The organism is Neobacillus sp. 114, assembly GCF_030127045.1.
In the GTDB taxonomy this organism is placed as follows: Bacteria; Bacillota; Bacilli; order Bacillales; family Cytobacillaceae; genus Neobacillus; species Neobacillus rhizophilus.
Map to the genome: position 1 here is coordinate 5,771,965 of NZ_CP126144.1, position 13,952 is coordinate 5,785,916.

Annotated in this window: 9 protein-coding genes; 1 reads left to right on the forward strand and 8 read right to left on the reverse strand. The window is 42.7% G+C overall.

The annotated features are described in order from the left end of the window. Positions 1-95: 95 nt before the first annotated feature. The 7 genes from QNN06_RS28310 to QNN06_RS28340 all read right to left on the reverse strand — a co-directional run bounded on the left by QNN06_RS28310 (position 96) and on the right by QNN06_RS28340 (position 11,862). On the reverse strand, positions 96-4,490 hold the full coding sequence (locus QNN06_RS28310; protein ID WP_284036478.1) for an endo-alpha-N-acetylgalactosaminidase family protein: 4,395 nt from the start codon (positions 4,488-4,490) through the stop codon (positions 96-98). Between the two features lie 221 nt (positions 4,491-4,711). Then, the gene (gene galT / locus QNN06_RS28315; protein WP_284036479.1) at positions 4,712-6,217 is read right to left on the reverse strand and encodes a UDP-glucose--hexose-1-phosphate uridylyltransferase; all 1,506 of its coding nucleotides are present in this window, start codon (positions 6,215-6,217) and stop codon (positions 4,712-4,714) included. Between the two features lie 100 nt (positions 6,218-6,317). Beyond that, positions 6,318-6,485 (reverse strand): DUF6903 family protein, encoded by a 168-nt coding sequence (locus QNN06_RS28320; protein ID WP_217035905.1) that lies wholly within the window; start codon positions 6,483-6,485, stop codon positions 6,318-6,320. Further along, positions 6,475-8,646: a 1,3-beta-galactosyl-N-acetylhexosamine phosphorylase gene (gene gnpA / locus QNN06_RS28325; protein WP_284036480.1), complete on the reverse strand. Its 2,172-nt coding sequence runs from the start codon at positions 8,644-8,646 to the stop codon at positions 6,475-6,477. Before gnpA ends, QNN06_RS28320 begins: the two co-directional genes overlap by 11 nt. Before the next feature lie 17 nt (positions 8,647-8,663). Then, positions 8,664-9,545 (reverse strand): carbohydrate ABC transporter permease, encoded by an 882-nt coding sequence (locus QNN06_RS28330; RefSeq protein ID WP_284036481.1) that lies wholly within the window; start codon positions 9,543-9,545, stop codon positions 8,664-8,666. Positions 9,546-9,559: 14 nt separating this feature from the next. Then, positions 9,560-10,450 (reverse strand): carbohydrate ABC transporter permease, encoded by an 891-nt coding sequence (locus QNN06_RS28335; RefSeq protein WP_284036482.1) that lies wholly within the window; start codon positions 10,448-10,450, stop codon positions 9,560-9,562. Between the two features lie 77 nt (positions 10,451-10,527). Then, positions 10,528-11,862, reverse strand: a complete 1,335-nt coding sequence (locus QNN06_RS28340; protein WP_284036483.1) for a carbohydrate ABC transporter substrate-binding protein — start codon at positions 11,860-11,862, stop codon at positions 10,528-10,530. Between the two features lie 170 nt (positions 11,863-12,032). Here QNN06_RS28340 and QNN06_RS28345 point away from each other — a divergent pair, with 170 nt between their 5' ends. Continuing rightward, on the forward strand, positions 12,033-12,899 hold the full coding sequence (locus tag QNN06_RS28345) for an AraC family transcriptional regulator (RefSeq protein ID WP_284036484.1): 867 nt from the start codon (positions 12,033-12,035) through the stop codon (positions 12,897-12,899). Positions 12,900-12,963: 64 nt separating this feature from the next. Here QNN06_RS28345 and lacD read toward each other — a convergent pair whose 3' ends face one another. Further along, positions 12,964-13,950: a tagatose-bisphosphate aldolase gene (gene lacD, locus QNN06_RS28350; protein WP_284036485.1), complete on the reverse strand. Its 987-nt coding sequence runs from the start codon at positions 13,948-13,950 to the stop codon at positions 12,964-12,966. Positions 13,951-13,952 lie beyond the last annotated feature (2 nt).

Consider the following 13,952-nt stretch of genomic DNA (forward strand, 5'->3'; position numbering starts at 1 on the left):
CTAAAACTTTTTACCCCTGCCACTCCACCGCATTACCGGAAATAGGCCAAACAGCTCAGCTTGTTAACGTTTAAAGCTGGGCTGTTTGGCCTTTTTTAGTTACGTTCGATTCGAAGGTTGTCTAGCATGAATGTTCCGGCTCCAGTATCTCCGTTAAGGCTTGCTCCGTCACTGAAAATCCCAATATAGGTTTGCCCATTTTCAGAGCCTGTGATAGTAAACTCAACCCTTTTGGTATCTGTTGACGTTGAAAGGGCTTGATTTACATACAATCCCTTTGCCTCTCCAATATTACGGACATCGACTTCTTGATCACCGGAGATAAATCGATAGGCACCGGCTGTCGTCTGGTAGTCAAAAGAAACAGTATAGGTTACTCCTGGCTCAAAACGGAAGTGCTGTGGAATCGTTCGATACAATAACCCTTTGTTTCCTGTATTGACCTTCACAGACCAATTTCCGGAAAGAACATCATCCACTAATTTTTTGCCTGCCCAGCCTTTTTGAGTATACGGGGCGTGCAATTCCGCTAAATGAATTCGATTGTCCTCAACACCTTCCGTATTGCCAATGACAAACGGGTAAATTCCTTGGGCAACGGATTCAAAATTCTGCTCAAACACATTTGGAGATACTTCATTATTCAAGGTTTTTTGAACAATTCTGATATCATCAAACTTAGTTACACCTTCACCTGCTTCTCGGCTGAGAATCAATTCTGCCTTTTTAGATGTAGCGGTAAAGCTTACTTGCATTCTCTGCATTTTGCTGTTGTAGCCATCATTCGTAGCATGGGAATCAGCCTTTACATAATTCTTTTGCAGGCTGCGCAGCGTATAATTGCTGACATCCTTTACTCCGCCATTTATAGCAATACCGGCTTTCACATCACTGTTGTTCTCTACATAAACCTCTGCCACATATTCCTTGCCCGGTTCTAGGTCATTGAGCACTCTTGACACCGTAGTAACCTTCGAAGGACTATCGATATTTAAATAATAGTCGCCGCTGCTGAGGTTGCGGGCATCTCCGGTTTTGCTCGTACGGATCACGCTTACCGCCTCTTTATCTCCGGCAATCTTTGTGTGTTCATCCTTCACGGTTCCTGAATTAAAACCTGAATCATAGATATGTGCACCCTTGCTCCAGTCATCAACCTGCAATCCCTTTTCCTTTTTATCAGGTACGACCAAATAAGGTGTGGCGGCTTCTGCTTTTAATGTAATCTGGTTATTAACAACCTTGACTTTTTCCACATCCGTGCGGCCTTGGTCAGTCAATTTATAGACATACACTTTTGATGACCCTTTATACTCGTCAGGAAGGGTCCAAGTAGTGGTACCACCCTTCAAATTCCAGTGATATAGTTTTTCAGAATTAGGAGTTGGGTTCTTGAAATCTTGTTCAACCCATGGAAGCAAATAGCTATTTTCATCAAGGATAACATTTCCGTTAAGCGTAATCACACGTTCTCGTGAATTATCCTTTCTAGTGACAACCACCACGTCTCCGTTGCTTGGGTCCTGTAATTTAATTTCCTTCTCCAAGTTGGTTTTGCTTCTGTCGCCTTCCACAGTGGTCCAATCCATCACATAATACTTTTGTAAAAATTTTGTTGGCAGATTGGTATCAAAGGTCATTCGGATAAAATGGTCAAAGTTTTTATCCGATTGCCAGCCCTCAAATCCAGCTAATTCAAAGCCGCCTAACAGTGGGTGGTCAGCTGTACCGCCTGCTTCCGGCCAATTCAGCACCCAGGAATCCCTTTGGTGATTGCTGATAAAGCGGAGAACTTCTGAGTTGATCCCCTTGCTGGCCGGACCGCCATAGTTCTTATCCGTTGCCCAGTGCTGCCAGGTGGAATAATTAGCCACGGACGTTCCAAACTCCGTTGTGAGCCTCCAGCCACGGTTATGGAATTGCTCGGAAATCCGGTTCGATTCCCACTGATCTTGATACCATACGTCTAAGTAAATAAAGTCCAGTCCTGGGGCAGCGGCCTTTAATTCGTCAAGCCTAGTAGCCCGTGTACCCGAGTATAAATCCTTCAATTTATTAATCGTGTAAGACTGATCCAACCAACCCCATCCTTTAGAATTAGGACCGTCAATAAAATCGTCACTAAATGCTTTAGCTTCTGGATAGGTTTCTTGCGCATTAATATGGACACCTAGTTCAGCATTATACTTATGGCCTTCGCTGACTAGAGTTTGCAGGTCAGCCGCTCCCCCCATCCGTTCACCAACATCGCCGTAATCCGGGTGTGCACTGTCATGCCCTTCATTTCCATATCCCTTTAACAGCACAGCTTGACCCAATCCATCTGTTGCCAAGGCTGCCTTCTTGATATTATCCAATGTTTTTAAGAATGGCTGTTGTACTTGTGAACCGAAATTCATCGCAATACGGGTACCAACAAGATTATTGACATTCTCCGATCCAGGAATATTCTGCATAATGTCACGGTAAGCAATTGCCCCGTCCTGCCAGTCAATTTCCTTATCCTTATTTAAATCTTCAGCAATAGCAATTTTAATCGTTGGTTTACCAGCTTGTGGCTCCGGCATAAATGGTCTTTGATAGTAAAGCATGCTTGAACCAATGCCCAGTGCTTTTGTGCCATCTTCATTCTGATAACGATTGGCCCTTAGGTTCTGGTAACCATTTACTTCTGAACTGGACCATACACCTGCACTTAATTGATCAGTTGACAAGAACGCTGCGTAATATCCAGAAGAGGTCCCGACTCCTTCCATCGTGGAATCGACTGTAACTTCGATATCCCCAGGTTTAGTAACGTCACTGCTAAGATTCGTTAATTTCGCTTTTGAATTGGTTTGCGCTGAATTAACGGAAATAAAGTTCAAATCAGCAAACTCTACAGATTCAATTTTTGCACTTTTGGTGTTCGAGATTTCTTCAAAGGTATAAATGACTTTATTTTTTTGAACCTTTAAAGAGACTTTAAAAACAGCGTCAAGATTTTCATATTCATCAACGACCTTTAACGTGTACATGGCTTCGCTTTTGCTCTTCTTTTCAAAAGCAACTTCAGGATAGTATAAAACGCCGTTGACTTTTAATCCGTAAACAGGTGATGTTTGACCGTTCATGACCTTGTCGCCCACGCGGTATTCAATGACCCTCGGGAATACTTCATCAATCACAACATCCATATAATTGGAACGTAATGTATCTTCTATTGGTGGAGTATTTGGTGCTTTAGGGGGAACATATTCTTTAATTTTGATGTTGGAAATCGTGATGTCGGCAGCCCCGCGGCTTTTTTCAAATCCTAGTAAGCCTGCTTTGTCGACTCCGCCTGTCAATGACCAAGTATTAACCTTTTTATCGTTAATGTAGAGAGTGGCTTGGTCATCCATGAATTTAAGGCGCAGATGATAGGTTTTACCTGCTTCTAACGGCGTATCTGAGGTCATTGCCGTCCAATTGTTCGCTGGTCCAAAAATCTCTTGAAAATACAAATTGTTCGCGTCTCCCGTTCCTACATAGGTGTAGGCAGAAGGGCTTTGAACACGATAGATGAGACCGAAACGATTCATCGCATTGGTACCCGGCGTGATATCTGCTTCGAAAACACCATTCTTGATCCCCTGCATAGGATTGTAGACAATTCGATTCTTTTGCGTAGAGGTGACCTTAAATGTCGCAGAACCATCTTCATTATAAGTAACGGTTGCATCGCCTGAGATAACCTTAAAGTCCCCTTCTTGCAGCTGGTTATCGGAAATATCAACGAGCTTCCCGTCTTCGGGGACTTGCCCCCCATCACCAAGGTCTGTACCGCCACCACCTGGAACTGTGCCGCCATCATTAGGAGCAACACCCAGTTCCATGAGCACAATACTGTTTTTTCCGCCATAACTGCCAAGCTTCACTGCTTCCTTCCCTGTATACAGGTTTTTGACAGCGTCAGCTAAAGTGACAGTTCCAAATATATCTTTACCATCCAAAGTTACATTGAATTGTGTTCCAGCATAATCAATTTTGATAGAATGCGCAGTTCCTGGTTCAGGAAGAGGAACGCTTGGTCTTGTCTGCAGCCATGTTCCGCTGCCCTGATATTTGTATTCATAGAACCAGCCCAAAGAGTCATAGCCTACAAAGACAAAGTTATTCTGATCAATATAGTGAGGATAGAAACCAAATCTCGTATCTTCCCCTTTCGTCTCTGGAATAAAGATATATTCCATCGTTCCTGATTCTTGTGCAGCAGTATCTTTTTCTTGAAAAATAGCTGCCTTTGCTCCATTGTCATTCCACGAACCTGAACCCAGCCTTGCATAGGCCTTTCCATTCTGAAAGGCAACCTCATTGACCTCATTTCCTCCGTTTGAGACCGTAACCCATGGATTGGTTATTTCTGCTGACACCTTTAATGGCGGGATAAACCCCGTCAAGAAGGTTGGCAAACACAACAAAAACGCAATCAGGATATGGGTTGCCCTTTTGTAAAACTTCCTGCCCAATGTTTCTCCTCCTTTGAAAATACGATTTTAATAGAAGGCGGTATCCCTATTAGCCAAAAAACGCCAACAGATACCGCCTACTACTGTAATCAGCTTACTTTTATTAAACCGCTTTCACAATAAAGATATTGTCCATATTTTTAGAAATATTGCTTTTTTAGTTAAATGCAGAAAAAAAGCGGACATCACTAGCCAATGCCTCCTTTTTACCGAAAAGTCCCCTATGATACTTCTACAATATGCGAGAAAGCCCTGACAAAACGCTGAAAGCCTTCTCTTCCATCCTCATTTCGTTTAAAGACAGCAGCATCTTCCAGACATTTTAAAAACTTCTTTCCTGCCTCTTCTCGGATGAAAGAGTGAACATTGACTGCATTGTCAGTCACCTTGTATCGGTCCTTTAACTCCCTAGCCCAATCTAGATGATTGTCAGCCACTTCTTCTGACTTCCCAAGAAGGTAATTTTCCACTTCATTGAGCTCCTGTTTTAAACGCGCCGGTAAAACGGCCAGACCCATGACTTCAATTAAACCGATATTTTCTTTTTTGATATGGTGTACATCAGTATGGGGATGAAAGATTCCAAGCGGATGCTCCTCATTCGTCCGATTGTTCCGAAGAACCAGATCTAGTTCAAACACTTCCCCCTTCTTCCTCGCAATCGGGGTAATGGTATTATGCAAAGTCTCACCCGTTCTTGAAATGATTCCGAGGGTTTCATCGGAATAATTTTGCCATTCATTTAAAATCTTGGCCCCTGCTTCCACGAGGGGATGAATTTGCTTACAACGCAAACGAATCACAGACATCGGCCATTTAACCACAGAACAAATAACATCGGGAAATCCTGCCATTTCAAAGTGCCAGTCCGCTTCAGCCTTTGCCATCGCAAATTCGTACCGGCCGCCTTGATAATGTTCATGGGAAAGGATCGAGCCGCCCACTATCGGCAAATCCGCATTCGAGCCAAGAAAATAATGAGGAAACTGTTCCACAAACGTTAATAAACGTAAAAACGTATCCGGGCTGATTTTCATATCCGTATGCTTTTCAGAAAGCAAAATACAATGCTCTTGATAGTAAACATACGGCGAAAATTGTAAATACCAATTCTCCCCCAGTAAGTTCACCCGAATCATCCGGTGATTTGAACGGGCGGGATGACTGATCCTTCCAGCATACCCTTCATTCTCAATGCAAAGCAGGCATTTAGGGTAATCACCGCTTTTAACCTTCTGTTCAAGTTCAATATTTCTCGGGTCTTTCTCGGGCTTCGATACATTAATCGTAATATCTAACTCTCCATAATCTGTACTGACCTTATATTCGATGTTTTTGCAAATCCGCTCCAATTGGATATAGTTACTATTCTTGCTTAGCTCATAAAAATAATCAGTTGCCAGTTGCGGGCTTTTCAGATAGTGATCATGAAAAAGCTGATTAACTGTGGAGGGTCTGGCCATGACACAGTTCATGATTTTGCCGGCAAAAATTTCTTTTTTATCAAAAAGATCGTCTATGATTCTATGTGAACACGCATAGTCAATCAGGTGTTCAAGTAAATAAGGAATGTTAATATCCCTCTCCTCGACTATATCTACTTCTTGAAATTCATCGAGATGAAAAAGAGACAAAAGTTGATTGCGGGCATATATTTCATCCTGCGGATCCAGTAATTGAACTGCAGCTGATTGATAGATTAATTGTTGAATTAAATGATGAATCAATTTGTTCACCTCTTAGCTTAACAAGCCGTTTTTTCCAAATAAATTTGGGGCGTTTTACCGCCCCACCAAGTCTCAATCATAAAGTTGTCCCTGTTTTAGGTCATACATATCTCCGATTGTAGTCATATAGCAGCCCCAAGAGACCGGCCAATCCAATTAACATCAGGCCAAGTTCGAATTTTCCAGGTGTCTTTTGGCCGATCATAATCAGCGCAAGGCAAAGGAAAAATACAACTAGTTTAACCACCACCAACACCTTATCCTTCATTCGGAAAAGCCTCCCACCGTATTTCACTCGGTACTAATGTCACCGTTTTGCACTTTCCCTCGCCATCATAGACAACCGTTGTTTGCTCTTCCATCGAATTATTAACAATGGCCATTTTTCGAATCGATGGGTAGGCGTGGACTTCACAATAGATGTTGTCTGCATGCCATTTTTTGAAATCCGCCTCTTTATTTGCCGCATAGTATAATGCCCGCATTAATAATCGGGAATTCTCCTCACTGTAAGGAAGCCCCGCAATATAAACGGTTCGGCCTGCTCCAAACGGATGTGCTGAAAGATGGATTTCCCCATTGGAATACTCAATTATTTCCGTGTGCTCGGTCAACGCATAAATATTTTTCATACTTTCACCAAAATCAAAAGTGGTGGTGTCAGCAGAAATAAAATGCTCCTTGACTGGATGTACAAAATATTTGTCCATTGATAAACTGAAGCCCAGTTCCTTGTCTACACCTAAGGCCGTTGCCAATTGGAAATAGTGGCCTTCATGCTGACAAGCAGTTGGTTCGCCAATCCCAATGAAACCGCCGCCGTTATAAATCCAGGAGCGAATGGCTGAAACGAGCTTTTCATTTTTCCAGTATTCCCCGCCGGAAAAAGCCGTCCCTTCATCACCAGCATTAATGATGACATCGACATCTTCAGGCACCCCGTCGGAAATCACATCATCAAAGCTAATAAACGATACATCCACAGCTGCTCCGCTTAAGGATTCGAGGACACCTAAATACGAATAAATTTGTTTATACCATAAGGCATGCGCCACCATATGGGCTTGCCAGGTTCTCAGTTTGCCCCACGAATTCAGGATGGCAACCTTCAAACCACTGTAAGGTTTCACCCCCTTAATCGTGTCATAAATTTCCCGGAATTCATCGGTTACCTTTTCAATATAAGCCACAAATTCAGGGAATTTATAAGCTAAACTCAAGTAACCACCATAGCCGATGCGGTCCACCGGATTTCGCAAAATCGCCCGACGTGCCGTCAACCAGTTTTCATTGGCTTCAAGCACCGGGTTGTTCCCATCATAAAAGGTATCCGGGAAAAAATATGGCAGGAAGCGTCCTTCGGTATAGCGGACATGCGGAATGTCCGCTATCATCCGAAGCGTCGCGCCGCCGCCCACACTCCCGACAACCGCATCTAAGCCAATCTTTTCAAAATATTTTCCATACGGCTCAGTGCCAATCCAGTTGTCGCCAAGGAACATCATGGCTTCCTTTCCGCTCTCATGGACAAGATCAACCAGTTTTTTCGCTTCCTCGGCGACAAATTTTTGGATAAAATCCATATAATCCAAAAAGGCTGGAGTAGGAACGCGAAATGAGGTATTGTAGTACCCTTGGTCCACAATGTCTTCCGGGCGTAACCGGTAGCCTTTTTCTTTTTCAAAGGCATCCAATGCAGCGACAGACACACTCGCCCCATATCCAAACCAATCCACAAATTTCTCTTTGCCGAGATTATTGAACACAAGCGTAAAATGATAGAAAAACGTGGTGAATCGGACGACATCCGTATCTGGATTATCCCTCAGCCATTGTGTTAAAAAGCTTCTCATATATTCATTGGAATGCGGCCCCCTGACATCAAACGGGATGTCGTGCGGCTTGTCGCCCCAATTGTTGGTGATATGATTGTACATATGGGTTGGATCCCAAATCGCGAAAACTAAGAAGGATACCGTATACTCATGCCAAGGAATCGCCTTCTTCACCATGACACAATTGTTTTCTTCATCTACTTCCCAATTATCTGGTTCCACAATTTCTCCGGTTGTCCGATCGATGACCTCCCAGTATTTCTTTGGATCATGGATGTAATCCGGCTGTACTTGCTCGGTAAAATAGCCTTTCATAAAATCAATTTCCACTGTTTCTGATACTGCAGTGTTAAACAAGCTCATCAAATATAGCTGCTGGCATTCTTCTATGCGGTTCTCGGCAAAGTCATTATGTCCCCGGGCCACAAAATAAGTCGTATAAATTTTGGCATCTAACTGCTTAATATCGTCATCCAATTTCGTTCCGTCACTATCGCGAATGGCATCCGCTCCCCAGCGTTCCATCAATTCTTTTGTTTCGTTTAGAAAATTTTCCTCACTTGGCAGGGTAACGCGCCCTCTAGTCTTATTCATTGTAAATCCTCCTCACCCTAGTCTTTTAATCCTCCAAGGGTCATCCCTTGTGTTAATTTCTTTTGCACAATGATATATAAAATTAAGGTTGGCAGCATGACGAGCACCATTCCCGCATACATTTGACCATAATTTGCAGCCGATTTCTGTGCGGCCATCAAGTTCATCAGACCGACAGGCAGTGTCTTATTTGGACCCGGAATCAAGGTCAAGGCAATAATGTATTCATTCCAAAAGGCCAGAAAATTAAATAAGATTACTGCAACAATACTTGGCCGGGCCATTGGAATCATGATTCGAATCATCGTTTTAAAATAACCGGCACCATCAACCAGCGCCGCTTCCTCATATGTAGACGGCAAGGTTTGAAAATAACTGGATAATAGATACACGGTAAACGGCAAGGCAGTAGCCGCATAGACCACGGCTAAAACAAAAAGATTGTCGAGCAGGAAGCCGCCGCCGAACTGGTCCCGCAAAAAGGTATCTCCATCCAACAGCATCAAGAAAATGGGAACAACAATATAGTTCACATTGATAAATAGGCCCGCTTTAAATAAAGAATTCATCAACTTGCTGCCTCTAAACGTGTATCTTGCCAGCACATACGCAGCCGGCAGGGCCACTACTAACAAGATCAACAGTGCCAAGGCGGTAACCATCATGGAGTTCAGCATATATGTGCCCATGTTCGCTTTTTGGAAAGCATCGATAAAATTTTGAAAATAAAACCCTTCCGGCGCTGCCCAAGGGCTTCCGTAAAATTCTTTGTTTTGTTTTACCGAAGCTAGGAACACCCAGGCAACCGGAACAATAATAGAAACTGCTAATGTAATCAGTGCTACATAAATAAATAAGCGATAGACTTTTTCAGCATTCATTCCTGTTTGTTTTTTCATGATTTATGGACCCCCTAATACTCAAGCACGTCCCGATTAGTAATACGGCTGATGATAGCCGATAGTGCGAATGAGAATAAGAAGATGACCACACCAATCGCCATACCGTAGCCATAGGAAGAGTTGGTATAAGCTTGTTTATACATATAGCTTAAAAATACTTCCGTCGCCCCATCAGGCCCTCCGCCGGTCATCGCCTGAACGAGAAGAAAGCTTAAATTAATCGTACTTATAATAAAGAAGGTTAAGGTAGTTCGAATGTTATTCCATATAAGCGGCAGGGTAATGCTGAAGAATTGCCTGATTCGTCCGGCCCCTTCTAATGCCGACGCTTCATAAAAGCTCTCTGGGATATTCGCAATACTGGCCATATACATGACCATGTAATAACCGATTGCCTGCCAAATAAGCGCCCCGCCGATGCTGTAAATGGCAATCTTTTGGTCGCCAAGCCACATTTTTTGCAGATGATCGAGATTGAACAAGGCAAACAGATTATTTAGCAAGCCTGTTGCGGGGTCATAGACAGCCGAGAAAATCCCCGCGATAACCACGATTGATAGAATGTTAGGGATATAGAAAATAATTCGGAAGAAGCCGTTGCCCTTTATCTTTTCTCTCGTCAATAGCGTTGCAAACAAGATCGCTAGGACCATCGTGATAAGTGTGACAAAAACAATCAAGACGATACTATTTTGAAGAGAACGAATGAAGTTGAGATCTTCCCAGAGAATTTTGAAGTTATCCAGGCCGACAAATACCTTATTGTTGGAAAATCCGCCCCACTTATATAAGGACATCCTGAATACCTCAACCGTAGGCACAATCATAAACACAGCAAGCAAAATGAGTGCCGGCACGGTACAAACACAAATAAATATCCTTTTTTCCAATGTCTTGCTCATGGCAATCACCTCTATTAATAAAGATAACGGTGAGGAAGGCTGCTCACCGTTATTTAGTGAAACTCTATGAAACTCGTTTACTTTAATGCAGCACGCAATTTGTCACTTGCTTTTTCAACGGCATCCTGCCACTCTTTTACCGTCTTATCGCCGGAAACAATACTGTCAATGGTTCTGAATAGAACATCTGCCATGCTGACACCCTCTACCGATTCTGTTGCCGCAAATCCGCCCATACCAGCCTTTGCTCCATTATCATAAATGCTGTAGAAAAGTTGATTGTCGCCGCTTAAATTCTTGGAAATTCCTTCAATTGGCTGAATCGCGTCTGCTTCTGCAAAAATAGCAGCGGCTTTATCAGAATACACAAATGTTAAGAAATCCTTTGCTGCTTCTTTATTCTTCGCTTGAGCAGGAATCCACATTTGTTCAAAGAACGTAAAAGCATAACGGTCGCCGCTGTCTTCAATAGCCGGAAGTGCCGTCATTCCCCATTCGAAGCCATCCGCTCTCGGTGCATCTTTCATTTCACCGACAACCCATGTACCATTTGGCATGAAAAGGGCTTTGTTATCAAGTATTAATTGTTGGTTTTTCTTATAGTCTTTGTCATTAGCATTAGCAACGGTAGTTGGCTCTGTATATTTTGCCAGCTTACCAACTATGTCAAATGCCTTCGTTGCTTCTTTAGATTCCCAAATGCCGTCTTTATAGGTCATGGCTTTATTGTAAAAATCTGATCCCCCTGCTTCTAATAGCAGAGAATAGAAGAAGGCATCAAAGTAGCCTGTAGTAGGGTAAGTGAACAAAGAGATTCCTTCCGCTTTCGCTTTATCTCCAAGCGCCCACATTTCATCCCAGGTCTTTGGTACTTCCCAGCCTTTTTCTTTCAATAAAGCGGCATTATAGAACAATCCTGTTGGGCTATAAAACATTGGCGCCATATAGGTTTTGCCGTCATTATAAGGATTCGTAGCAAGAGTATCAGTAAAGCCCGGCACCAGCTTATCCTTTACTTTGACATCCTCGCCATAAACGTTCTTATTAAAAACATCAGTAATATCTTCTAACGCCTTATCTTTGATCAACGTTTCAGTTAGTGCTAGTTTTCTTCCAGTTGCAAGCAGGACTACATCTGGATAGTTTCCCGCTTTCATGTTCGGACTGATCACTTCTTCGAGGTTTTTATCTGCTGATAATTTGACATTCACATTAGGATTAGCTTCTTCGTAAGCATCAATTACCTTTGTCCACATGTCTTTCCCATAAGCAGACTCCAGTGCAGCCACATGAAGTGTTTGTTTCTTTGAATCCTTACCGCCCTCAGTATTGCTAGCGCTATTACTTTGGCAGGCTATTAAACTAAAAGATAACAAAGCTGACATACCAGCCAACAGAACTTTCTTTTTCATCTTGCTCATCCTCCTTTTTTACTATTTATAGAAAAAGTATATAAAAATAAAAAGCGCTTCCACAATAAACATCTTGTTCTCTTTTTTAGATATCTTGCTTTTCATTGTAATAATTCACTAAAAAATTTATACTATTAGGTAATAGGCTCCAGCAAGAAGGAGAGATTAATTTGTCCAATGAAGTATATGAAATTCCTCAGTCGATGCGCGGCCGTCTCCCGGTAAAACTTCTCTATGTAACAAAAGCAAAATATGACAAGGATTGGCACAGCACCAATCATACTCACCATTTTACAGAGCTTTTGTATATTACTAAGGGGAAAGGGACGTTTGTTTTCTCTAAAGAAGAGATTCCTGTAAAAGAGCATGATGTGATTGTCATTAATCCTAATGTCGAGCACACGGAAAAATCCTGTCCTGAACAGCCGCTTGAATACATCGCATTTGGAATTTTAGGGCTCGCTTTCTCTTCACCGGATGACCCGGGGGCCCAGGTGACCTTTCTCAATTTCAAACAGGACCAGGAAATCTATCTTTTTTTCCTTCAGCAATTAATGGAGGAAGTGGAAAAACAGAAGGAAGATTATGAGTTAATCATTCAGAACATCGTGGAAATGATATTGCTCCGAATGATGAGAAAAAAAGTATTCCACTTGGAGAAAACTTCTTCGAAGAAAATCAGTAAAGATGTCGCGTTCATTAAGAACTACATAAAACTGTACTTTCGCGAGGACATTAATCTCGATACACTGGCAGAAGTCGGCCATATGAATAAATACTACCTTGCCCATTCCTTCAAGAAATCAGTCGGAGTTTCTCCCATTGAATATCTGATTCAAACCCGCATCAGGGAAAGTAAAATTTTGCTGGAAACGACCAACTACCCAATTTCCGATATTGCAACAATTACCGGCTTTTCATCCCAGTCCTTCTTTGCCCAATCCTTTAAGCGGGTAACCAACCAATCACCCACACAATACCGTAATGCCAAAAACGCAATGAAAAACAAAGGAAAAAAAACAAAAAGCAAAAAGTGAAACATGGGGACGGTTCTATTGCTTCAAGCAAAAGAACCGTCCCCATGCGCTTTTGAATCCGTCATTATGAAATTTTCTCAAACCATGGTCTCGCTGTTTCTTTCAAGACAGCGTTTAGTTCTTGAATGTTTTTTCGGCCTGATTCTTGAAGCCAGGCACGGCCAGATTCTTCACCTTGTTCGGCAAATGGAGCAACGCCGTTCTTCCAGGTGGCACGGCCACATAAGACACCGTTAAAGGTGGAGCCGGATGCCTTGGCAAATTTCAATGTTTCCTGGAACAATTGGGCACTTACACCGGCGCTTAAGAAGATAAACGGAAGGTCGGTTACCTCGCTTTGCTCCTTGAAATAGCCGGCTGCCTCTTCCTTCGAATAAGCGACTTCCTCGTCCGTATACCCTTCCACAAAGTTCATATCAACAGGCACTTCTACCTTTAAGACGTCCACCTGGTACTGCGGCTTTGAGAATTCTCTCATCGCCTCAATGACTTTATGCGGCTTCACTTTCGCATACTCCAAGCTTTTCACATCATCGTTTTTAGCATCGTAGGTAACAATCTCAAGGAAGAACGGAATATCCTCTGCGACACACTCAGAGCCTACACGCTCCATATAAACATGCTTGTATTCATTAATTTTTGGATCTTCATCCACATCATAATACAGCAGGAATTTTACTGCATCCGCGCCCGCTTCCTTCAGGCGCCGTACCGACCAGTCCGCCAATAAATCAGGCAAGCGGCCCACAGCGGTCGCATCGTAGCCTGTTTTTTCATAGGCCACTAATAAGCCCGCTTCCGGATGACGGACTTTAGCGGCAGGGAGGCCATATTCCGGGTCTAATAGAATCGAAGTTGCATAGGGTGTCAGTTCTTCAGAAACTAATTGTTTAAAGCGGACAATACCCTCATCGCCAACTGGACTTTTGCTGCCGGAGGCAATCATTTTCTTCAAGGAACCGCGCTGGTCAATTGCCAATGCACCAATGATCCCATTTTCATCTGACAAACGTTTAAGGGCATCTTGTTTATTTTTTGTTAGCTTAAACATGG